At 49.1% G+C, this 23,031-nt stretch carries 21 protein-coding genes and 1 pseudogene; 3 read left to right on the forward strand and 19 right to left on the reverse strand.

The window, feature by feature from the left end; translation table 11 throughout:
- Positions 1–15: 15 nt before the first annotated feature.
- From HOLDEFILI_RS09180 to HOLDEFILI_RS09200, 5 genes and pseudogenes are all read right to left on the reverse strand, one after another.
- Positions 16–324 (reverse strand): annotated as a pseudogene (locus HOLDEFILI_RS09180) (family 1 glycosylhydrolase); the annotation flags it as partial.
- Positions 324–2,165: a beta-glucoside-specific PTS transporter subunit IIABC gene (locus tag HOLDEFILI_RS09185; protein ID WP_006059351.1), complete on the reverse strand. Its 1,842-nt coding sequence runs from the start codon at positions 2,163–2,165 to the stop codon at positions 324–326. The gene HOLDEFILI_RS09185 and the pseudogene HOLDEFILI_RS09180, both read right to left, overlap by 1 nt.
- Positions 2,166–2,341: 176 nt before the next feature.
- A complete protein-coding gene (gene licT, locus HOLDEFILI_RS09190; protein ID WP_006059352.1) occupies positions 2,342–3,193 on the reverse strand; it encodes a BglG family transcription antiterminator LicT in 852 nt (283 codons plus the stop codon).
- 210 nt (positions 3,194–3,403) lie between these two features.
- On the reverse strand, positions 3,404–4,135 hold the full coding sequence (locus tag HOLDEFILI_RS09195) for a sugar isomerase domain-containing protein (protein ID WP_039864589.1): 732 nt from the start codon (positions 4,133–4,135) through the stop codon (positions 3,404–3,406).
- A 391-nt stretch (positions 4,136–4,526) separates the two neighbouring features.
- Positions 4,527–5,069, reverse strand: a complete 543-nt coding sequence (locus tag HOLDEFILI_RS09200) for a helix-turn-helix domain-containing protein (protein ID WP_006059354.1) — start codon at positions 5,067–5,069, stop codon at positions 4,527–4,529.
- Between the two features lie 220 nt (positions 5,070–5,289).
- Between HOLDEFILI_RS09200 and HOLDEFILI_RS09205 the strand changes: the two genes are divergently transcribed.
- Positions 5,290–6,729 (forward strand): pyridoxal phosphate-dependent decarboxylase family protein, encoded by a 1,440-nt coding sequence (locus HOLDEFILI_RS09205; RefSeq protein WP_208854964.1) that lies wholly within the window; start codon positions 5,290–5,292, stop codon positions 6,727–6,729.
- Between the two features lie 3 nt (positions 6,730–6,732).
- On the opposite strand, the gene HOLDEFILI_RS09210 is transcribed toward HOLDEFILI_RS09205, so the two are convergent.
- From HOLDEFILI_RS09210 to HOLDEFILI_RS09245, 8 genes are all read right to left on the reverse strand, one after another.
- Positions 6,733–7,059, reverse strand: a complete 327-nt coding sequence (locus tag HOLDEFILI_RS09210) for a helix-turn-helix domain-containing protein (RefSeq protein ID WP_006059356.1) — start codon at positions 7,057–7,059, stop codon at positions 6,733–6,735.
- Positions 7,060–7,671: 612 nt separating this feature from the next.
- Positions 7,672–8,427, reverse strand: a complete 756-nt coding sequence (locus HOLDEFILI_RS09215; RefSeq protein WP_006059359.1) for a glucosamine-6-phosphate deaminase — start codon at positions 8,425–8,427, stop codon at positions 7,672–7,674.
- Positions 8,424–9,269, reverse strand: coding sequence for an MBL fold metallo-hydrolase (locus HOLDEFILI_RS09220; protein WP_006059360.1), 846 nt, complete (start codon positions 9,267–9,269; stop codon positions 8,424–8,426). Before HOLDEFILI_RS09220 ends, HOLDEFILI_RS09215 begins: the two co-directional genes overlap by 4 nt.
- 15 nt (positions 9,270–9,284) lie before the next feature.
- The gene (locus HOLDEFILI_RS09225; protein WP_006059361.1) at positions 9,285–10,730 is read right to left on the reverse strand and encodes a glycoside hydrolase family 1 protein; all 1,446 of its coding nucleotides are present in this window, start codon (positions 10,728–10,730) and stop codon (positions 9,285–9,287) included.
- Positions 10,731–10,739: 9 nt separating this feature from the next.
- On the reverse strand, positions 10,740–11,483 hold the full coding sequence (locus HOLDEFILI_RS09230) for an amidohydrolase family protein (protein WP_006059362.1): 744 nt from the start codon (positions 11,481–11,483) through the stop codon (positions 10,740–10,742).
- Between the two features lie 42 nt (positions 11,484–11,525).
- Positions 11,526–12,029: a glucose PTS transporter subunit IIA gene (locus HOLDEFILI_RS09235; RefSeq protein ID WP_083787597.1), complete on the reverse strand. Its 504-nt coding sequence runs from the start codon at positions 12,027–12,029 to the stop codon at positions 11,526–11,528.
- A complete protein-coding gene (locus HOLDEFILI_RS09240; RefSeq protein ID WP_006059364.1) occupies positions 11,975–13,378 on the reverse strand; it encodes a PTS transporter subunit EIIC in 1,404 nt (467 codons plus the stop codon). Before HOLDEFILI_RS09240 ends, HOLDEFILI_RS09235 begins: the two co-directional genes overlap by 55 nt.
- Positions 13,379–13,428: 50 nt before the next feature.
- Complete coding sequence (locus tag HOLDEFILI_RS09245) at positions 13,429–14,274, reverse strand: PRD domain-containing protein (protein WP_006059365.1); 846 nt, start codon at positions 14,272–14,274, stop codon at positions 13,429–13,431.
- 468 nt (positions 14,275–14,742) lie between these two features.
- Here HOLDEFILI_RS09245 and HOLDEFILI_RS09250 point away from each other — a divergent pair, with 468 nt between their 5' ends.
- Positions 14,743–14,925 carry a hypothetical protein gene (locus HOLDEFILI_RS09250; protein ID WP_006059366.1) on the forward strand — a complete coding sequence of 61 codons (183 nt, stop codon included), beginning with the start codon at positions 14,743–14,745 and terminating at the stop codon, positions 14,923–14,925.
- A gap of 205 nt (positions 14,926–15,130) precedes the next feature.
- Here the strand turns inward: HOLDEFILI_RS09250 and HOLDEFILI_RS09255 are convergent, their stop codons facing one another.
- Genes HOLDEFILI_RS09255 through HOLDEFILI_RS09265 form a run of 3 tightly spaced genes read right to left on the reverse strand, consistent with a single transcriptional unit; the run spans position 15,131 to position 17,801 of the window.
- A complete protein-coding gene (locus HOLDEFILI_RS09255) occupies positions 15,131–15,922 on the reverse strand; it encodes an ABC transporter ATP-binding protein (RefSeq protein WP_006059367.1) in 792 nt (263 codons plus the stop codon).
- Entirely contained in the window at positions 15,915–16,793 is an 879-nt protein-coding gene (locus HOLDEFILI_RS09260) for an ABC transporter permease (RefSeq protein ID WP_006059368.1), read from the reverse strand. Before HOLDEFILI_RS09260 ends, HOLDEFILI_RS09255 begins: the two co-directional genes overlap by 8 nt.
- 18 nt (positions 16,794–16,811) lie before the next feature.
- Positions 16,812–17,801 carry an ABC transporter substrate-binding protein gene (locus HOLDEFILI_RS09265; protein WP_006059369.1) on the reverse strand — a complete coding sequence of 330 codons (990 nt, stop codon included), beginning with the start codon at positions 17,799–17,801 and terminating at the stop codon, positions 16,812–16,814.
- A gap of 704 nt (positions 17,802–18,505) precedes the next feature.
- Here HOLDEFILI_RS09265 and HOLDEFILI_RS09270 point away from each other — a divergent pair.
- The gene (locus HOLDEFILI_RS09270; protein ID WP_006059371.1) at positions 18,506–21,007 is read left to right on the forward strand and encodes a transglycosylase domain-containing protein; all 2,502 of its coding nucleotides are present in this window, start codon (positions 18,506–18,508) and stop codon (positions 21,005–21,007) included.
- A gap of 113 nt (positions 21,008–21,120) precedes the next feature.
- Here the strand turns inward: HOLDEFILI_RS09270 and HOLDEFILI_RS09275 are convergent, their stop codons facing one another.
- The 3 genes from HOLDEFILI_RS09275 to HOLDEFILI_RS09285 all read right to left on the reverse strand — a co-directional run bounded on the left by HOLDEFILI_RS09275 (position 21,121) and on the right by HOLDEFILI_RS09285 (position 23,031).
- Positions 21,121–21,450 carry a hypothetical protein gene (locus HOLDEFILI_RS09275; protein ID WP_039864594.1) on the reverse strand — a complete coding sequence of 110 codons (330 nt, stop codon included), beginning with the start codon at positions 21,448–21,450 and terminating at the stop codon, positions 21,121–21,123.
- Between the two features lie 20 nt (positions 21,451–21,470).
- Positions 21,471–22,190, reverse strand: a complete 720-nt coding sequence (locus HOLDEFILI_RS09280) for a bactofilin family protein (RefSeq protein WP_006059373.1) — start codon at positions 22,188–22,190, stop codon at positions 21,471–21,473.
- A 397-nt stretch (positions 22,191–22,587) separates the two neighbouring features.
- The gene (locus HOLDEFILI_RS09285; protein WP_039864595.1) at positions 22,588–23,031 is read right to left on the reverse strand and encodes a GatB/YqeY domain-containing protein; all 444 of its coding nucleotides are present in this window, start codon (positions 23,029–23,031) and stop codon (positions 22,588–22,590) included.

Below are 23,031 nucleotides of genomic sequence, written 5' to 3' on the forward strand. Positions count from 1 at the left end.
CGATCACCCGGTCATGAACGCCAGTCCTACTTCGTTGGGTTCGGCCTCATCCCCGCGCGGATAAATCCGGCTCCACGCGATGGAGAAACGAAATACCTTGAAACCCATTTCCGCCATCAGCGCGATATCTTCCCGATAGCGGTGATAAAAATCCGTGCCGATCAGTTTCAAATTATCAGGAGTTGGCTGGTCGGTGACCGGTCCGCGCACGCCCTGCGGCATGACGTCCTGCTGGGACAGACCCTTGCCGTCCTCAAGATAAGCACCCTCGCACTGGTTGGCTGCCAGCGCGCCGCCCCATAAAAACCCTTCCGGAAAGGTCATCAGCGGATCACCGTTAAAATTTCATCACCGGCTTCGACATGTTCCCGGCTGTTTTCCACGACGTCCAGCACCTCTGCGGAATTTGTGATCAGCACCGGCGTTACCAGATCATAACCGGCATCCCGCACAGCTTTTAAATCCACCTGCACTAACGGCGTGCCGACTTCGACCGCATCGCCGGTTTTGACCTTCGCCGTAAAATGCTCGCCGTTGAGCTTGACCGTATCCAAACCGATATGAATCAGCACTTCCGTGCCATCCTCGGCGATCAGTCCGATCGCATGCTTGGTCTCAAACAACATCGCAACCTTGCCTTTGACCGGCGAACCAAACTCGCCGCTTTCCGGAATCAAAGCGCAGCCCTGACCCAGTGCGCCGCTGGCGAACGTATCATCCTTAACCTGTTCCAGCGGAATCAGCTGACCCGCGGCCGGAGAATGAATCACCAGCTTTTTATTCAGCACCGCCGGCTTGACTGCCGCTTCCGCCTTGCTGGAAGCCGGCGCCGGATCCTTATGCGTCAGATAGCTGAACACGAACGCCAATACCATCGAAATCGCGACGGCGATGCAGATATTGATGAACGAGTTGTCGCTGCCCAAATAAACCGGGAGCGCAAAGATCGTCGACGTTCCGTAAGCCCACTGCTTAACCCCGGTCAGACCAGCATACAGACCGCCGATCGCACCAGCTGCCATCGCACTGTATAACGGCCGTTTCAATTTCATGCCAATGCCGTACAAGGTCGGTTCCGTAATGCCGCACAGCGCTGTGACGCCAACGGTGGACGCCAGTGATTTCAATTCCTTGTCCTTCGTTTTCAGCGCCACGCCGAAGGTTGCCGCCGACTGCGCCATGTTGCTGCAAACCATTCCCGGCGCCAGAATTGTTGCATAGCCGACCGTCGCCCGCTGAATCGACTGCGCGCTGCCCAGCGCATAGTGCATCCCTGTCATGACTAACAGCGGACATAAGCCGCCCACCAGCATCGGAACCAGCCAGCCGACCTGCGTGTCCAGGAAGGTGAAGAACGATGCCAGATAATTGCCGAAGATCGCGCCTAACGGCCCCAGAACGATAAATCCGACCGGGACGGTGACCAGGATCACAATCATCGGAACAAAGAAGGTTTTAATCGCTTTCGGCGTCCATTTCGTCACCCACTTTTCCACAATCGACTGGAAGTAGACGATCAGGATGATCGGAACGACGCTGGAAGTGTAGGTTGCCAGCGTGACCGGCAGGCCCAGCAGCGTTACCGGATCGCCTGCGGTTTTTAAGCCCAGATAGGTCGGATGCACCAGCATCGCCGCAAAGATCAGCGATAAATAAGGGTTGCATTTGAATTTCTTTCCTGCGGAGAAGGCCAGGAAGAACGGCATATAATAGAAGACGCAGTCAGCGACCATATAGAATATCTGATAAGTCTGTGTCGTGTTGTCGATCAGGCTGAACTGCACGAGAATGGACAGGATCGCTTTGATCATTCCAGCGCCGGCCAGCGGACCGATCATCGGCATGACGATGCTCGCCATCGTGTCAAATAACGCGGAGATCAGGTTTTTCTTCTCCTTCTTTTCCTCCCCATCCGTCTGAATGTGCGCAATCTGAATTAATTCATTGTAGACGTCGGCGACCTGCGTGCCGATGACGATCTGGAACTGACCGCCTTTGTTGACGCAGCCGACAACTCCGGCAATGTTTTTCACATTTTCAATATTCGCTTTGGACTCATCCTTCAGCGTAAACCGCAGCCGCGTCATGCAGTGGGTTACGGACGCGATGTTGTGTTCGCCGCCGATCTCATTGAAAATCGCGCGGACTAAGCTTTCGTATTTCATCTTCTCCTCCTTGGCCGCGGGAAGCGGCCCTGTTTCTTAACTTTCTGAGCCTGATAAATTGTCCGGCATCGGGGTACAAAAAAACCTGTCGCCGCTTTCCTCCTTTTCGCTCCACGTTTAAAAACGGGATAGAAAGGGGAAAACGAACGGCAGGCTTTGCCCTTGCGGTTACAATCCTACGCTTGGCTCTTTTCTCTTTCTGTCAGTCTCCGGATGTGAAGCATGAAGTAGAGCATTTCCTCATGGGTCAGCTCCACGCCCAGCTTCGCGTCCAGATACGTTTTAATCCGGCTTGCGCAGGCATACGCATCCGGGTATTTTTCTTTTACCTTCTCAAACAGATAATCGTCCTCGCTGACGTTCAGCGAGCCGCGGATTCGCTGCAGGAAGAACCGGATATGCGTGATAAACCGGCTGTAATTGATCGAATTCTCATTCAAATCGATCTTGTAATGAAACTTGATAATATTCAGGATGTCTTGAATAATCTGCGTGGCTTCTACTGTTTCGCGGATCGCTTCGCCGCTTTGCTGGCCATTGACAAAATGCATGGCGATGAAACTGGCCTCATCCTCCGTCAGCTGCAGTCCTTCGGAATACTCGATCAGCTCCAGCGCTTTCATCGAAGCGGCGAATTCGCGCGGATAGAATTTCTTGATTTCCCACAACAGCGCGTTTTTGAGCTGTTCATTTTGTTTCGCGCGCTTGATCACAAAATGAATGTGGTCGGTCAGGCCGATGTAAATTACGTCGTCAAATTGAACGTTCAATTCCTTCTGCGCCATTTCAACGATCTTTTTTGTCAGTTCCAGATGGTTGATCGGAATTTCCTTCATCAGTTTGACAAAATCCTCCTGCTGCTGATGCGCGGTAATTTTGAAAACCTTATCGATTTTGGATTCATCCGCCGGATCGCCCGGCTTCATGGCATAACCGATGCCGCGTCCCATCAGAATCACTTCCAGCAAGTTCTCGTCTTCGGCTAACAGAATATTGTTGTTGAACACTTTCTTTACTCGCAATTTCATCCCTCCTTTCCAAAATAAAAGCCTAAACTACACCCATAATATCAGAAAAAGCGATCGTATGGAATATAGTTTAGGCTTTGCCTTTTTCAAGTTACAACCCTAAATACATTTGTAATTCTAGCCAAAAGAACAAGTTTTGTCAACGCTTTCTTCTTAGGAACAACCCGTTTCCGCTGCATTTCTTCCTGATTTCATTCAGAAAGCGGTGATTTACCAGCCGAATTCCTTATAATGCGGATAAACTTCGGTATTGTTGTATTCCGGGCCGCCCGGGAAATTCGCGCTCTTTAACAACAACGGCGTCTTGCCGCTCTTCATCATTTCTTCCAAAGCGACTGCCGTCACCGACCAGAGAATGTAGGAGCTGGCGATGCCGCTGGCCGCCGCGAAGTTCGCTTCGATGCCGTCAATTTTCAGCATGGCTTCCGCTGCCGGAGCGCAGTTGTCAAGCGTCAGATCGACAAATTCATACAGCTTCTTGCCGGATGAATGCACGGCGTCCACTGTCTGCGCATAGCTCATCGAGCTCATCGCAATGACCTTGATTCCCATTTTCTTGGCTTCCCAAGCCAGGTCGACGACGCCTTTGGTCCGTCCGGAAACCGAACCGACAAACAGAATGTCGCCCGGCCGGATCGTCGATGCCTTTAAGATATATTCGCCTAAGCCTTCCATATCGGTGTCCAGATCGCTGCGGTCGCGCTCGCGGGCATCCGACTGCACGTCCAACTTATAATGGAATGTTCTATAAAATGCCGGTCCGCCGCCGCGGTTGAACAGATCCATTTCGATGGAATGGCAGATGCCGCTGAGATAAATATTGCCGCCCGCATCGATCGTTTCCGCGATCATTTTCCCCGCGGTGATGATGTTTTCCCGCTGTGTCGTTTTGATTTGTTCAAACAGTTGGTCTACCCGTTTTTGATAATCGTCCAGTATCATTTTTTGTTCTCCTTTGTTTGATCTTATCATAGCAAACACCCTGCCAAATTACTACAGAATTTGGTTAAAAAATTCAATTAAAATAAATTGGTTCGGATTATAAATACGCAAGCTTGTTTTACCTATAAATGTTTTGCAGAATACCAATAGGAATGCTTCCGCACAAATAAGTCCCGGCTCCTTCGGTATTTATACTAGAGCATTATAAACATTCAGATAATCGTCAGATCCCAACTTACACTGAAGATTCTGAATAACCTAAACCAGTTAAACCAGGAAAACGAAGCGCAAGAAGATACAAAAGAGTTCTGGATATTTATAGAAGTGACAAAAATTCACTATAACTTTATTGTTTTAAAAATGGCCTGGATGATCAGAAGGTTCCAAACGATTAAGGGTTATAAATTGTCATATGCATCATTGCCATTTCATCACCTATATTCTGATATGAATGGACAGCGTCTGCATTGAAACGCAGGCTGTCACCCTTTTGGATAATAAAATGTTTGTCTTTTACTTTTATTTTAACGATCCCTGAAAATAAAGTAATGAACTCAGTCGTTCCTTGTAAATGAGCCTCTGATTCCCAATAGCTCCCTTTTTCTAATTCCAAATAGTAAATGGCAAAACGACGATTTTCATCGTCAGGAAATAAGGAATAATTTCTTACTTTTCCCTCATTCTCAAACAAAGGTTGAATTTCCGAAATTTTTACAATTTCATGTTGTGTTTTTGGACGAACCGTTAATGAATCAAAGGGTACTTTCAGTCCGTTTGATATTTTCCATAATGTTGATAATGTTGGATTTCCCTCGCCTCGTTCAATTTGCGCGATCATACTTTTACTGACACTGCTGAATTTTGCCAATTCTTCCATACTGAGTTTTCTTTCTTCGCGTAGTCTTTTTATATTAGCGGCTACTATTGAATTCATATAATCCAAAAAATCCCCTCCCTATTGACAATATATCGAACAAGATGTATCTTTATACCGTACATACGATATATTGGCTGTTTTGTACTATTATAATGTTTTACCAAAAAGCTGTAAAGAGGAAAGGAATATTCTATGGTTGAAACGTAAGTGAAAAAGTCAGTTATTAAATACTTGATCGAAGAATCTATAATTTTCAAATGGAATGGAGAAAAAACTTATGAATGAATCAATGAAATCTGAGTTATATCAATCTATACAGTACATTGCACAAAGCTATTTATCATCCTACGAGAGTGTTTCTGATCAGAGGGCTGTTACGATAGCGGACAAGGAGACTATTAAAAGACTAAGAAATATAGGTTTTCCTAAAACTGGACGTCCGCTCAAAAGTGTAATTGATGAAATGATTGATGAAGTCTATGCCAACCAGGCAATCATGCAGCATCCTCGTTTTTTTGCGTTTGTACCCAGTCCCGCCACACCGGTATCTTGGCTGGCGGATGTATTGACTTATTCATATAATCCGCATGCGGGCAGCTGGCTGCAAAGTTCAAGTGCCAGCTGTATTGAACAGGAAGTAATTCAATGGCTTTGCCAACAGGCCGGCTATCCTGATTCTGCTGGAGGATTGTTTGTATCCGGCGGCTCTATGTCAAATCTGACAGCTCTGATCACCGCAAGAAATGTGAAATTAACAGAAAATGAATATGCCGATGGAATTGCTTATTTATCAGGACAGACACATTCTTGTGTAACAAGAAATCTGCGTATTATGGGCCTTCGGTCAGAACAGATTAGAAATATATCAACAGATGATGAATATCGTATGAATGTTACGCAATTAGAACAAGAAATCATCAAAGATATAAAAAAAGGAAAAAAGCCATTTGTTGTCGTAGCCACCGCGGGTACGACAAACACGGGAAGTGTCGACCCACTGCATGACATTGCTGATTTGTGTGAGAAATATGATCTATGGATGCATGTCGATGGTGCTTATGGCGGTTCTGTGCTGATTTCCCCGAAATATAAACATTTGCTGGATGGCATAAATCGTGCTGACAGCATAACCTGGGATGCACACAAATGGCTTTTTCAGACTTACGGATGCAGTATGATTCTGATGAAGGAAGAACGGCATTTAATTAACTGTTTCAGCACTCACCCTGAATATTTGAAGGATGCTGTCACTGAAAATGATCAGAGGAATTATTGGGATTGGGGTCCTGAATTAACCCGGCCGGCCCGCAGTTTAAAATTGTGGTTTACGATCCAAGCTTTAGGAACAGAAAAATTAAGTCAAATGGTAGAGCATGGTATACAGTTAGCGGAATGGGCGGAGAGTGAAATTAAGAAATATCCAGAATGGGAAATTATTACATCAGCACAGCTCGCTATCGTTAACTTTCGATATGCTTCCTATCACTTCGACGAACACGAATTGGAGTTGATCAACGCAAAAATATCTCAAAAAATGATTGAAGATGGTTTTGCCTGCGTGTTAACTACAAAATTAAATGGAAAAACTGTTTTAAGAATATGTGCGATTCACCCTGACGCAACGGAAGCAGATATGCGAAATACAATTCATCTTTTAAATCATTACGCCAATGAAACTGGTTCAGAATATAAAAAACAAAATATTTCAAAGAAATAAAATTTATTTTTCAGATGCAGAAAAGCGTTCCATAATTTCTATAAGCAGTATTTTATCAGAGTCATTTAGTTTCTGTATCGACGAGAGAATTTGAGCTGTTAGCATTGGATTATCATCTTGGTTAGAAAAAAAATTAGCAGGGGTGATACCAAAATATTCACAAATAAATATAAATTCTTTGAGGGATGGCAATGATTTCCCACTGACTATCCCGTGAATATAGGTTCTATTATGGCCTAAGTCATAACTCATTTGGTATTCACTTACATTCTTTTTAATTCTAAGATTTGTTATTCTATTCCTTACAAAGGTTGTATAGTCTGTTTTCATATTACAGCTCTTTTCTATATTTTAAATTGTAGTAAATTTTTCTTGATTGCTACCCCTTTTTTAGCGTTTGATATTTCAAAATGACGTTTATGAGATACTTCGAGAATATTGAATATGGTTTTAAGAACTATCAGCAGCATTCAAGGTAAACACAATGATTATGCACGACGATGAATTTAACAAGAGAAGACGGGAAACGCTTTACAATTAAAGCGATATTTGTAATCTTATATGATGTCGATTTAGAATTAGTAATAGATAAACTAGCTTGTATTGGTGAAGCAGCCAGTAAATAAAATAAATTGGGTATTTTTTCATAGTCTAAATTTATCTCCCGAGACCTATCTCTTGGGAGTATTTTAAGTTTATAAACGCCAGCTCTCCTCCAGATTCATGCGTCATCTGAATTTTAACATTGAATGTAGGACTATGCCAAAAATAATTTCTGAATTAAAAGACAGAAAACAAAAAGAAGCGCCGCTTTGAACTTAGGATCCGGCGGCACTTCACAAATTTTTGCTTCCTGATATTGAAAAGACATCCGATAAAACGTAGTTTTTCAAAGCGTTTATTCTGTTGATAATCCTATTTTACTTATCTTCATGCCGGTTCTCAGTTCTTCTCCAGGTACTGCATGAAACTGTGCTGCGGGTTTAACAAGCTCGCCGCGTCTTTGTCTAAAACAAACGTAAGGTCCGGATGCAGCTGAAGAATCGACGCGGGAACATCAAGTGTCACAGGACCTTCCACAACCTTTTTAACGATTTCCGCCTTCACCTTTCCGCTGGCAATCACTGTCAGTTTTTCAGCATTCATGACCGTTTTCGGTCCGAAGGTAACATACGCGTCCGGCATATTTTCTTCCGTACCGCAAAGTTCAAGCATGCGTTTATGAATCCGCTCGTTCATCTGACAGGAAACGAGATGCGTCCCCTCGCCGAAATGCTTCAGCGTTCCGCTCAGATTGCCGCAAAAGTGACCGTCCAAGCCTAACCCCATCAGAATCCACTGCAGTCCCCCGCAGCTTTCCAACTGCTGATCAACGACATCCGCCTGGTTGACATCCAGGGAATGAAGCTGTTCCGAGGGGATTGAAGCTGGCTGAAAAAACATGGAATTTAGCGCCTGGAATGTCAATCCAGCTGCAGATTGACGAACCGGAATTTCATCAAAGCAATAATAGTCGACGTTTTCATTCGGGAACTGCCTGATGACCGGGACGATGAGTTCATACATTATCCGCGGCGTCTTTCCTGCCGTAACCGCAAGATTCTGCCGATGATTTGGATTCTTGTAAACCTGTTCCAGAAAAAGCTGCCCTGCTTTCCTGCTCATTTCCTGTTCATTTTCACATACGATAATTTTCATTCTTCCACTCCATTTTTCAGTGCTTCTTCCAACATTGGTTTGGAGTACAACAAAATTCGATCCTGATACTGATGCCGGTAAGCCGGCCCGACAAAGGTCTCAATCAACGCATCGCCGGCATAATTACGACACAAATCGCGAACGCAGGCCATGTCGCTGTCAATGATTTCCGTTCCCAGGGGTTTCTCGCCATGCGCCGGATAGATTTCCTGGATCTGATCCCGCATCGCCGCGATTTTTTTATAGCTGGCCATCAGTACGGACAAGGGGCTGCAATGCTGCGGGAAGGCGCTGTGATTCCAGATATTATAGGCTGTGATCGTATCCCCGGTAAATAACCACTGCCGCTGGGATTCATAAAAAGCAACCGATCCCTGACTGTGTCCGGGAATCGCAATCACCTCCAACGACAGACCGCCGAGATCCAAAACATCGTTTTCCAGCAGCGGGAGAAACTGTACCTCAGCCAGCGAAGTCGCCATGAACGCTTCCTCGTTAATCTTACCTTTCAGCTGCGGCATTTTATGCAGCCGGTAATCCAAGGTCAACCGCTTAAACTGCGGATGATCGAAAGCGATCAGATCCGGTAAATCTGCGGGGTTGATATAAACCTGATCAAAATGAAAGCTACCCATCGCATGATCCGGATCGCCATGGGTAACAGCGGCCACGAGCGGTTTATCGGTGATCTTGCGGATCTCTCCAATCAGATCGCCATAGCCATACCCCGTATCCAGCACCAGCGCTTTTTCCTCGCCCAGGATCACATAAATATTGACGGATTCCGTTTCCCGGATACAATACAAGTCTTCATGCAATTTCTCAATCCGATAGATTTCCAAGCTGTTCCCTCCTCGTTATAATTCCTCGCCATTCGTCGCGATCACCCGCTGCATCCAGGCAAAGCTGTCTTTTTTGATCCGCTGTTTTGATCCCTGGCCTTCATCGTCCTGATCGACATAGATAAAGCCGTAACGCTTGCTCATCTCTGAGGTTTGTGATGAAATCAGATCGATCGGCCCCCACATCGTATAGCCTAAAATCTCGCAGCCATCCTCCGCCGCCAATTTCAACTGCCGCAGATGATCCCGCAAATACGCAATCCGGTAAGCATCGTGAATCTGTCCATCCGGACCCGGAACTTCCACGCTGCCGATGCCGTTTTCCAGAACGAACAACGGCTTTTCATATCGGTCGTAAAGCTGATTCGCCGTAATCCTTAACCCCACCGGGTCGATCTGCCAGCCCCATTCCGTTGAAGACAGACACGCATTCTTCAATCCGCCGGTCATGTTGCCGTTGGTCAGCTGCTTATCCTTAGTTGTATAGGAAGTAACGATTGACATGTAATAAGAGAATCCGACGAAATCAACTGTCCCTTGTTTCAATAATTCCGCATCCTGCTCGGAACACGTCCATTGAATCCCTTCCTGGGCAAAATAATTTTTAAGAAAATACGGATAACGGCCTTTGACCATCACGTCTAAAAAGCCCAGGTTCATTTTCTGATCAAATTTGAGATTAGCCAGCACATCACGCGGATCAGAAGAGTAAGGATAGGTCGTAATATCGGCGATCATGCAGCCGACCATCATCGCCGGATTAATTTCTTTCGCCCGGATAACGGTTCGGGCCGAGGCCACAAACTGATTATGAATTCCCTGCCAGCGGCGGTTTTCATATTCCAGGCCCTCACCGCTGAGCATGCCGAGCGTTTTAAACGGGGCTTTCAGCGCCATGTTGATCTCGTTAAAGGTCACCCAGTATTTAACCTTGTCCTTGTACCGCTCCAGCAGCACCCCGGCATAGCGGACGTAGACGTCGATCATCGCCGGATTGCACCAGCCGCCGTATTTCTCCCATACGGCGATCGGCGGATCAAAATGAACGATCGTGACCAGCGGTTCTATATGATGACGAAGACATTCGTCGATCACCGCGTCGTAATAGGCGAGCGCCTTGGCATTGGGCTGAGGATCGTCCAAATGCGGAAAAACCCGGGCCAATGCAATCGAGAAGCGGAAAACCTGAAATCCCATTTCCGCAAACAGAGCGATATCCTCTTTATATGTATGATAAAAATCAATTCCCCAGCGTTTCGGGTAGTCGCTGACCGGACCGGTCTTCCCCGCTTCAAGAGCCTGTTCGTCAATTTGGGCCTGACCAAAATTCCGGCGTTGTTCCGGTTTAATCTTCTTGACGATATCCGGAAAGGTCAGCGTCTTTCCCTCTTCATTCCACGCGCCTTCCGTCTGACAAGCAGCGATCGCGCCGCCCCATAAAAAATCGTTGCGAAATCCCATGTTTTCCTCCTATTCGTTTTCCGTGATTCCATAAACACGCTGGCAGTTGCCGCCCATGAGCGCGGCTAAAACTTCCGGCTCTTGATGATGAATTGAGTATTCAAACGCCCGCCGGATTTTTTCCTGTTCCATCGAATACATATAGAACGGAAAGTCTGCACCCATAATCACTTTATCCGGCACTTCATTAATCGCCCGGCGCACAGCGTTGGACGAAGCGATGCCGGTGTCGAGATATACGTTGGCATTGCGTTTGGCAACCGCAATCGCGGCGTCTGCCGCCCAGATCGCTCCCATGTGCGCCATTTGGAAAATCGCATGAGGATAGAGCCGGGCTAACGTCTCAACCCGGAAGGGATGAACGTAGGGATCGTCCGTCGCACAATGAACCACGACCGGAAGCCGGCGGGCGTCGCAATAGTCCATCAATCCGGAAACCCGGCTTAAATCGTCGATGTGAAATTGAGACAGCGTCGGATGAAGCTTCAACCCGCGCATGCCGTGTTCCTGAATACATTGCTTCAGTTGGCTGACACAGTCCGGCTGACGGGGATCGATAAACGCCAGCGGAATGAGAAAACGATTTTCCCGCGCTAATTCAGCTAAGCGCAGATTGTCTTCAAAGCGGACGGAAAGGGGAAACGCCACGACGTGATCCGTGTGCGTCAACGCCATTTCCTTCTTTAAATTTTCAAATGAAGCGATCGGCTGACTGCCGTCGAAACAAAGATGGGTATGTCCGTCGATAATCATCAAGCTCACCTTCCTTTATCACTCCCAGGGAGTCTTTCAACATCAGATAATCGCGATCAGGTTATCGCCGGTGTTCACATGCCGCTGCTGCGTCTTGACGAATTCGCTGGCTCCCGCACCGTTGGTTATAATCACCGGGGTATCCAGACGCACGCCTTTGTCCTGCAGCCGTTTCAGATTAAACGTCATGACCACGTCGCCGCGCTGAACCTGATCGCCTTCCTTCACTTTCACTTTAAACTCATTTTCAATTTTTTCTGAATCCAAACCGACATGAACCAGGATTTCCATTCCGGATGCCGTGCGGAATCCGATCGCGTGTTTTGTCGGCGGAATGACGATCACCTCGCCATCCGCCGGTGCACAGACTTTTCCTTCTTCCGGGATAATTACAATCCCGTCGCCCATCATTTTTGTTGAGAACACAGGATCACCGATATCCTCCAACGCTTTTAACGAACCAGTAACCGGGCTGGTAATTATTGATTCGTTTACGCTTTTTTTGGTGCAGAGTCCGCCTTTTTTGTTTCGTCTTCGAATCCCGATTCGTCAAACCCCAGCAGCCAGGTGGCCGCAAAGGTGACGATGATCGTTACGGCAACGGCGCCCAGCGACAAATAGAAATTATTCGGCCGGGCCCCTGTCGGATCCAGGAAATTCAGCATCGTGAAGAATCCCGGCGCGCCGAAGGCGTAGGTCACGATGCGTGTAATTGCGCAATACAGACCGTTGGCAGCACAGCCGATGAAGGTTGCGATCAGCGGCTTTTTCAAGCGCAGGCATAAGCCGTACAGCGCCGGCTCCGTCGTGCCGGTCAGAAATGCGGTTATGCCGGTTGAGAAGGCCGTTGACTTCAACGATTTATTCTTGGCTTTCAGGAAAACGGCCAGTGAAACAGCAAATTGCGAGAAATTCATACCGATGAACGCCGGGAATAAAATACCGTCGAACCCCAGGGTGGCAAATTCCGTCATCACCAGAGGCAGTAAGGCCAGATGACTGCCGGTTAAAACAAGGAATGGCGTTATGATACCCACAACCAGAACCGCCGCGCCCGGCATTGTGTTGTTCATCCAGGTAATCACATAACTCATCAAGGTTCCGACCCAGGAACCGGCCGGACCCGTTACGCACAACATCACGGGGACCATAACCATCATCGTTAAAAACGGCACCATGACATAGCGAATGGAATCCGGACAATACTTTTCAATAAACCGATTGACATAAGACATTGCCCAGCACGTCAGGATCATTGGGATTAGCGAAGACGCATAGCTGGCAGCCGTAACCGGCAAGCCGAACAGCGTGATCGGAGTTCCTGTTTCCACCAGCGCGGTAAAGCTTGGATAGTTCAGCACACCGGCCAGCGCGATGGTCATGACCGGATTCAGTTTCCAATGTTTCGCGGAAGTGTACGCGACGATAAACGGCAGGAAATACAACGGAGCCTGCGACACGCTGTAAATAATCTGATAAGTCGTGCTCTCCTCAGCCAGCCCCAGCAGTTTACCTATTGTAGCGAGCGCGGAGAACAAGCCGGCTGCGACAATCGCCGGAACCGCCGGACCCATAATATCTGAAAGAACGTTTAGCACGACCCCAAACACATTGCCTGCAACCCGGCCGCCTTCCTCTCCAACCTTCACGTCATAGTTGGCCACGATCGCAGCATAGACTTTGGATACGTTGTTGCCGACGATGATCTGAAATCCGCCGATCGCTTTGACGACGTCCAGAACGCCGTCGATCTTTTTGATCGCCTCCACATCAAAGTTTTCTTCATGATTGACGCGCAGACGCAGACGGGTAGAACAGTGATTCAATGACGCGATGTTTCCCACACCGCCGACATGGCTCATAATTTCTTTTGCCAGCCGCAGATTGTTATCCATTTCCAATCCTCCTCATAATTTATCTCTACAATACAGGCGCCTTTGTATCGTTAAGATCTGTTTTTAAGCAGCCGAGCCAGATGGATGATCAGATACATGCGATCCGAATCCGTCAGTTCGTAGTTGTAGTCGAGCAGCAATCTTGCGTTCATGTGATTTAAAAACTGGTTGATCTGAGGGTATTGCGCGACCAGCATTTCATACAGACTGTCGCCTTGCAGACTTTGATTCGTCTGCCGGCCCTGCAGCAGCATGCGCTGGATAAAAAATTTTAAATGGGTTACTAACCGCGAATAATCGAATGTCGTCGTATCTAAATGAAGTTGAAAGTAGTCTTCAATCGTCGTGATGATCATTTTTAAGACTTCCAGCATTTCGTGAAAATCAACCGGGCCTTCCTGACTTTCGCTGCTTACAATGTGGAAAGTAACGAAACCTGCTTCATTTTCGTCCAAGTTTGATTGGAATCGTTGATTCACGAGTTGAATGGCTTGCCGGCCGATATCGTATTCCTTCGGATAAAACTGACGGATTTCATTCAGCATCAAATTAGGAGTGCTGATGTTTTTTTGCGATTTGATCACAGAGTAATGAATGTGATCCGCCAGCCGCACGATCACTCCGTCATCCAGCTTGCATGCCAGACATTCTTCCGCCGCGACTTTGATCTCCTTGGCAATCTCAAAATAATCCAGCGGGATATCGGCCAAAAGTGCTTCGACCTTATTCCGGTCCTGCTTGTCTTTTAAGACAAAGACTTTAATGATCTGTTCCGGATCGATCTCGTCGTACATCGTCTTTTTAAAAGCGATCCCCTTACCGATGACGATCATTTCCTTGTTGTGTTCATCCTTTGTAATGACAGCGTTGTTGTTTAAAATACGATAGATTAACATAAGTAACGCTCCTTCCCTCAGGATATAAAAAAAGGCAAAACCCAGCTGCCGAAACAGCGGAAGGTTTTGCCTTAAGTAACAACCCTTTTTGCACTTTCACTTTACCAATATCGCGGAATAATGTCAATAGTAATATTTTCCATTCTTATTTAAACCCATTCCTCAGCCCCGAAAAGTAATAAAAAAAATTGTTCGATAAGACGTTCAAATTGAAAAATTCGCCGCGATATTGAGTACTAAGCAAAATTGAAGCTTATTTCCGAAAAGTATCTTCAGCGCTCTTTTTTTACTTTGTGAACATATTTTTCATCATTTTCTTAGGGGGTTATTTTTACTTTTCCGCAATATTAATAGTGTAGGGTTTTGTTGAACCGCGGATGCCCGTCCGGACAGAATCGACTTTTGGCCTTTTCAATTCGATTCAAACCGACAGATTTTTGTCGTCTGTCATTAAAGGAGGGCAATTCTATGGAACATTTCCTGGAACTTTTTGTCAATGTAGTTTTGAAAGTTGGTTTGCCCTTGATCGAATGCTCGATCAAGGTGATTGAATGCCGCTTAAAAATTATAGAGGCCAAAAAGAAAGGCGCTGTGTCAACTCCCAAGAAAACCCAGCGCTCATCTGTCCGCCGCCACACTCATAAGAGATAGCGCATGACGGGTGCCGCGTTTCAGCAACACCTTACACCTTTAGTATAGACATTCCGGATGGAATTTCAACCTTTTTCTTTCATTCCTGAGTTAATTTTGCTCAATGCGTCATCGCTCGTCCTGAAACCCGCTGCTCCGCAAAAACATTCCATCGTGATCAACTGGGATTGACTTCACCCGCTGTATCCTTCGCCCATCCCGGGCGTCACCGGCCCAGAATCGTCCGGTCGGACAGCGCCGCGTGTTCGCTTTCATACAAAGCCATGACGTCTTTGACGCTCAGCCGACGGCGTTCTTCCCCGCTATAAATATGCAGCATCCGCCCCTCGTTCATGACGATGGTTTTATTGCCATACGCCAGCGCGTTTTCGATATTGTGCGTGATCATCAGCGTTGTAATCTGATCCCGTTCGATAATCCGCTGCGTCAGTTCCATGATCGCCTGAGCTGTGCGCGGATCCAGCGCCGCCGTGTGTTCGTCCAAAAGCAGCAGTTTCGGCGTGACAACCGTCGCCATCAACAACGTCAGTGCCTGCCGCTGACCGCCCGACAAATGGCCGGCCGGCGTCTTCATCCGTTCCTCCAGCCCGAGATTCAGCGATTTCAACAGATCATAAAAGAACTGCTCGTCCTTCCGGCTGACGCCCAGCTGCAGCGACCTTCGCTTTCCCCGGCTGTACGCCAACCCCAGGTTTTCCTCAATCGTCATCGTGGGCGCCGTGCCCTTCAGAGGATCCTGAAACAACCGGCCGATCGCATGGCTGCGGCGGTGTTCCTTCATCCGCGTCATGTCCTGTCCATCCAGCACGATCTGACCCGCGCTTAACGGCAGACTGCCGGCAATCGCCCCCAGCAGCGTGCTCTTTCCCGCGCCGTTGGAGCCGATCACCGTGGCGAAGTCGCCCGCTTCCAGTGTCAGACTGACATGATCCAGCGCTGTTTTTTCATTCACTGTTCCGCCGTTAAAGACGACGGTAGCTTCGCGTACCTCAAGCATGACGTTTCCTCCTCCTTTTCAGCTGTCCTTGCATCTGCGGCAGCGCCAGCGCCAGGACCACCAGGGCCGCCGAGAATAATTTCAAATCGCTGGCCGCCAGCCCCAGCGACAACGCGAAGGTCAGCACAAAACGGTAGACGATCGTGCCCGCGCAGATGGAAATCAGATGATGCGCCAGTCCCCCTTTGCCAAACAAGGTTTCGCCGATGATGATCGACGCCAGTCCCAGCACCAGCATGCCCAAACCGCCGTTGTTGTCCGCAAATTGCTGCTGCTGCGCCAACAGACCGCCGGATAAAGCGACAAAGCCGTTGGCCAGCGCCAAGCCCAGAAGCTTCATCGAATCGGTGTTGATCGACGACGCCCGGACCATTTCCTCATTGTCCCCCGTCGCCCGGAGCGACAGCCCCAGCTGGGTCTTCAGAAAGACCGTCAACAGGATCACAAGCCCGGCGACCGTGAGAAGCAGAAGCACTGTCGTCGCCTGCGGCACGCTCCCCTCAAACAAGGAAAACAACGTTTCTTTTTTATAGAGTGACAAATTCGGTTTGCCCGCCATGATTCTCAGGTTGACGGAATACAGCGCCGTCATTGTCAGAATGCCGGCCAGAATCGGTTGGATTTTTAACCGTGTATGAAGCAGACCAGTGACCAGGCCCGCGCCCAGGCCGCCCGCAAACGCCGCGGCCAGTCCCAGTATCGGATGTCCTGCCAGCGTCAGCACCGCGCTGATCGCCATGCCGGTCACAAAGCTACCGTCGACCGTTAAATCCGGCGTATCCAGAATCCTGAACGAGAGAAACAACCCCAGCGCCAGCACGGAATAGACCAGACCCAGCTGCAGCGTAGATAAAAATGTATCCAGCGACATTGTCGACGCCTCCTTTCTTTACTGCGGATCTTTTAACGTTACCAGCTGCGCGTCTGCCGCCAGGCTTTCCGGCAGCGTCAGATGCAGCTCTTCCAAAGCGTCGGTATTGACGTACACGCTCAGATTTTCATTAAAGACCTTGACGGGAATCGCACTGACGTCGGTTCCTTTGAGCACCTGATCGACCATCCGGGCAGTTTCCTTCCCCAGCTCGACGTAGTTGATGCCGATCGTCGCCGTGCCGCCGTCCATGACCATCGAATCCGCCCCGACATAAACCGGAATTCCGGCCGAGCGGGTGATCTGCGTAACGGTGCTCATCGCGGTCGCGACGGTGTTGTCGTTCGGCGAGAACAGCGCGTCGCATTTTTCACTCAATACCTGCGCGGCCTGAGCGACTTCCGAGGTGTTGGCCACCGGTGCTTCGATCACCGTCAGGCCCAGCTTTTCCGCCGCTTCCTTGGCCTTGGCAATGTTGGTTTGAGAATTGACTTCCCCAACGTTGTAAATCATTCCCAGTGTTTTCAGCTCCGGCTGCAGCTGCAGCGCCAGATCCAGAATCTGCGCGACTGCCACTTCATCACTGGTGCCGGTGATGTTCTGATCCGGATGCTCCAGACTGGACGTCAGCCCGGAAGTGATCGGATCGGTAACCGCCGAGAAGATCACCGGCGTCGTTTCCGCCAGCCTGGCCGCAGACTGGGCGGTCGGCGTTGCGATCGCCACCACGACGTCCAGCTTCTCCGACTGGAACGAGGATACGATCGAGCCGATATTGCTTTGTTCCCCCTGCGCGTTCTTGAAGACGATCGTGCAGTTTTCCCCATCCTGATAACCAAGCGTTTCCAGCTCTTCTTTCAAGCTGTCGTAAATCATATTCAGCGAGGTGTGCTCCATCAGCTGGATTACGCCGATGCGCGGACCTTCCGCCGCTTTTTCAGAACAGCCGGAGAGCATCAAGCTCAGCCCCAGCGCCGCGATCATCATCCATGATTTCAATTTTTTCATTTCTCTTTTCTCCTTTGATTTTCATCCTGAACCCCGATTTCCGGTTCTTGACCGTCCGCCGCTCAGCGGACAGCGTGTTTCTTTTTAGCCTTACGGCCGACTGTGTTCTCCTTCAGTCCACATCCGGATGTTCATCGCCATCCTCATCGCCTCCTGTTCGTTCTGGCTTTTAAGCGAGAGGCATGACAGAGAAAATAAAAAGCCCGCCCTCGCGGAAAGCATAAAACTTTCCTTCAAGGGCAGGCTGAATTTCCTGCGGTACCACCTTGTTTGAAAAAAGACGCTGTTTGTCTTTTCTCCACTCACCAAAAATGCCAACACATTTTCTGCCTTTTAACGTCGGCTCACGTCCTCAGCTACTTGGAATTCCTTTCGCCTGGCCCTCTGGGGTCCATTTACACAGCGGCTTCTCTGTCTGGCTTCCACCTTGCCCAAACTCTCTTTAAGCGCCTGTCCGTGCTTGATCTCCCCATCGCTGGTTTATCTTCATTCTACTCGCATGCGATGAAATGTCAATGGGAAAATCCCCCGCAAATTCCGGATTTTTTCTTGTTTTCGTCCTATTTCCTGTGGAATTCAGCGCTTTTTATCACTTTTTCTTCGCTCTTTTTTGCCAATCTAGCAGTTTGTGGTAAAATAAAGAATGATTCATCAAAATGGATTTCCATGGAAATCCCCCCACAGAGTAAGGAGAATCAAAACGCATGTCAGAACAAAATAAATCCCTGGATCCTCAAGAATCCCAGAATAAACCCAAAACGAAAAAGCGCAAGGTGCCGCTGGGCAAAAAAATTGCGATCTTTTTCGTCTATTTTCTTCTGATCGCCGGTCTCATCGTCGGAGGCGGCGGTCTGTATGTCGCTTCCGTTATGATCAAAGACGCGCCTGAGATCAGTCTTTCCGACTTCGAAGGTCTGGAGTCTTCCCAGGTCTATGACAAAGACGGCAACCTGATCACCGAGCTGGGCGCCTACCTGCGCGAAAACATCACTTATGACGATATGCCGGCTTCGCTGGTCGACGCCTTCGTTGCGATCGAGGATTCGCGTTTCTTCGAGCATCCCGGCTTCGACGTCCCGCGGTTTGCGAAAGCGGCGCTGGAAAATCTGAAGTCCAAGAGCTTCGGTCAGGGCGGCTCGACGTTTACGATGCAGCTGGTGAAAAACACCTATTTCCAGGTCGACGATCTGGAGAATTCGACGATCGCGGAAAAATCAGTCGACCGCAAGGTTCAGGAAATCTGGACGGCACTAAAGCTGGAAACGTTGATCGATAAGAAACAGATCTTCCAGCTGTATCTGAACAAGCTGAACTTCGGCGGCAACATCCGCGGCGTTCAGAAAGCGGCGCAGTATTACTTCGGTAAGAATGCCAACGATTTAAGCCTGAGTGAAAGCGCGCTGCTGGCAGGCATCATCAACCGGCCGAACGCCTACAATCCGTATGAAAATCTCGATTACGCCACCAACCGGCGCAACACCGTGCTGGATATGATGGTTTATCACGGCTACATCAGCGAGCTGGAAGCCGATCTGGCCAAGTCGATCCGCGTGGAGGATCTGTTAGTCGGCGAGGATTACACGATCTCCGAAAGCGGCGGGCCGTATCAGGCTTATGTCGACGCGGTCATCGAAGAAGTCAAGCAGATCACCGGCAAGGATCCGGCGCTGACGCCGATGAAGGTCTACACCAACATGGACCGGACGGTTCAGGAACAGATCGACGCGATTCAAAATGGTGAGAATATCGAATATCCGGATGAGCTGATGCAGATCGCAATCGTCTCGATGGACAACCAGACCGGTGAGATCCGCGGCCTGGGGGGCGGCCGGAATTATTCCGGAGCGCGGCTGTTGAACCGGGCGATCAGCCAGTTTAAACAACCCGGCTCCGCGGTCAAGCCGTTCTTGTCCTACGCGCTGGCCTTTGAACACCTGGGCTGGGCGACCGATCACGTCATCACCGACCGGCCGATCGTTTACCGCGGCACCAAGAAAGTCATCAACAACTTCGACGGCCAGTACCGCGGCGACGTGACGCTGCAGCAGGCTGTTGGGCAGTCGCTGAATACGCCGGCAATCCAGACGCTGCAGGAGGTCATCGATACGATCGGGCGTTCCAAGGTCATCGACTATCTGCAAAGCCTGGGCTTCTCGCGCGTCGATAACGATCATTTCGACACCGGCTACGCGATCGGCGGTTCTTCCTTTGAAGCCAGCGCCACAGAAATGGCCAGCGCGCATGCCGCCATGGTCAACGGCGGCCGGTATGTCGAACCGCACACCGTTTCCCGGATTGAGTTCAGCGACGGCAGTGAGGATTATGTCGCAGATCCCACGGGCAAGCAAGTCATCAGCGAGGAAGCCGCCTACATGGCCAGCACGCTGATGCAGTATTGTGTTGAAGGCCCGTATTTCAACTACATGCAGGTCTTAAAGCGCAGCTATCCTGTTTACGCCAAAACAGGCACCACCGACTGGGGCAAAGATGGCCTGCGGTTTGGTATTCCGGAAGGCGCGGCCAAGGACAAGTGGATGATCGCCTCGACGAGCCAGACAACCAACGTCGTGTGGGTCGGCTACGATAAGGGTGTTAAAGATGAAAAGACTTACTTTGACAACGAGAAAAGCCGGAAGAATATTCCGGGTCAGATCTGCGAGCTTCTGCTGGACGCCAACTATGATGAAAAGAATCCGCCGAAGGCGCTGGTTCAGCCAGCGGGCGTTGAGAACATCACGCACATCCTCGGCACCTTCCCGTATGCCGCAGTGGACGGCGTAGACCCGAATCTGTCGACAACGGGCTTAATTAAAAAGGAATTCAACAATCTGGTTTCGCCGTGGGGAAATTCCGAACAGAAGCTGGAAAGCACGGTCAGCGGTTATATCGACGAATGGGGCGGCCTGACGATCAACTGGGGCGGCTACCGCGGCGATCTGCCGGAAAACCAGAAAGAAATCAGCCTGTCTCAAGGCGATATCTATGTTTATGCCGTCGGTCAGAAGCTGTTCGACTGGAATTGGATCCTCGGCAACCCTTACTATTACGCGAAAGTCTATCTCAACGGAAACCTGTACCACGAAGTCACCTCGGATCAACCGACCTATTATGATTGGGTTGAAGGCGGCGGCAGCGTCAAGGTCTGCGGCTACTACGTTTACAGTACCGGCCTGCACAGTGAGGAACAGTGCGTCACCGTCCGATAATTCTGAGCCTGCATCCGCAATGGATGCGGGTTTTTCTTTGCGGATTGCTTCCGGATAACCGCAGATTCATGCGGCCTGATCTGAAAAGGACGCCGGCGTTATCCCGGCGTTCCCTATTTAGTTCTTTGGGGCTTTTCCCGCTTCGCCCAGGCTTTTCCATGTCCGGTTTGTTCACTGCCGACCGGAGTCTTCGGAGAAGTCAGCTGCTCCAGCAGCGTCCCGCGCAGATCAGACGCCGTCCGTTCCGCCGGCAGCGGCAGGTCTGTCAGATATAGCCAGACCCGCTTCCACTGATTCAGCGGATAATCCTCGGCGTTCAATTCCTGAAGCGTCGCTAAAATCATCATGCGGTTCACCGCGGAAGGCTGGCGCAGATCGGACAGATAAAGACAGCCGCAGCGCTGCGCCAGTTTTTCTAATAAGGCGTCGTTCTTCATTTTCAAATGAGCGAATTCCGTCAGGCTCAGCCATTTTCAGATTCGCTGGTCGTCAGGCTGCCCGTCATCTGCGCGCCTTCCTGAACCGAGATTTTGCCGGTGATGATATCGCCCTCGACATAGCTGCAAGCCATGAGAACTAATAAGTTCTTGCAATACAGATTACCTTTAATCCGGCCGTTCAGGGTGATCTTCTCCGCCTGCAGGTTCCCGGTGATCACACTTTGTTCCAGAACCTCCAATTCCCCGGCGCACAAGATGTCCCCCTGGATCTTTGCATGATTTAACGTAACATTCTGCGCCTGGATTCCCCCGTTGACCTCGCCGTCGACAAAGACCCGGCCTTCGCAGAAGAGACTGCCATAAATCTGTCCGTGCACTTCCAGATCAGCCAGACACTGGAGATCCCCTTTAATCTGGGTGTCTGCCGTTAAGACCGATGTTCCGTAATCCGGTTTCAGTTCCGGAACTGCCGGCGGATTCTCCACTGTCTCCGGCGCTGGATCCCGATGGGATTCATCTGTTTGAGCCAAGCTGGACTCAAGCCCGGTCACACTTTCTGTTTCGGCTTCGGTTAAAGCGCTGGAAGCTGATGAAACTTCCGGCGTTTCTTCCGGTTCCCTGAGCTCTGCGGGAATCAGCGGCCCGGTCTTTTCTTCCTGATTGGCTGAGCTTTGCTGCTCATGATGACTGAGAATGGTTTTCCAGGATTTCTGGAAGCTGTTTTTACCGTACTTTTTCGTCATTGTTACCCCTCCTTGACCAACAAACGAGTGGATCTTTTACAGATCTGCGAATGGATTTCATCGGTTTTAGGTATTTGTCACATAAGTATACATTAATTGACAACGGTTTTTAGGAACGATATAATGGGATTACGCATGGATTTTCCATTTTTTAGGTGATTTATAACTAATCTTGATGTTGTAACGAATCGTATGCTTTTTGCCTATGGTTCAGCTCTGCTTCTCGTTGTCTTGCTGAGAATCAGATCCTCCGCCTGCTGCCGGATTGAAGATAGAGCCTGCCCTTGATCAATAAGATGTCCGAAGAATCAAACAAAAAGGATCAGCCTCGCTATTTTGCGGACAAATCCTCTTTTTCTCTTTCTTTCCTGGTTAAGTTCCGGTCAGAATCCAGTGATTAATTCAGCACGCGCCCGACAGCGGCATTGACGGATTTCCCGTCGGTTTTTCCTTTGTAGCGCGCCATCATCGCTTTGATCAGCGTTCCTTTGTTTTTCATTACCGGCTCCAGCTGAAGCTCCGCGATCACTGCTCTGAGGGCGTCGTCCAACTCTGCTTCGCTCATCTGCGCCGGCAGATACGCTTCAATAATTTCAATTTTACGCTGCGTTTCTGCGATCAATTCCGGACGGCTGGCCGGTGTCTGCGCTAACGTATCCTTTGTCTGTTTCAGTTCTTTCTGAACGTAAGCCAGCTCTTCTTCCGCGCTTAACGGCTGACCGGCTTCCTTCTCAGCCAGCGCAATCGCTGAGATCAGTAAGCTGCATATTCCGTTTTTCACCGTGTCCTTGTCTTTCAGCGCCTGCATTTTATCTTTTCTTAATGTTGTTAGTAATGACAT

The organism is Holdemania filiformis DSM 12042, assembly GCF_000157995.1.
Classification (GTDB): Bacteria; Bacillota_I; Bacilli_A; order Erysipelotrichales; family Erysipelotrichaceae; genus Holdemania; species Holdemania filiformis.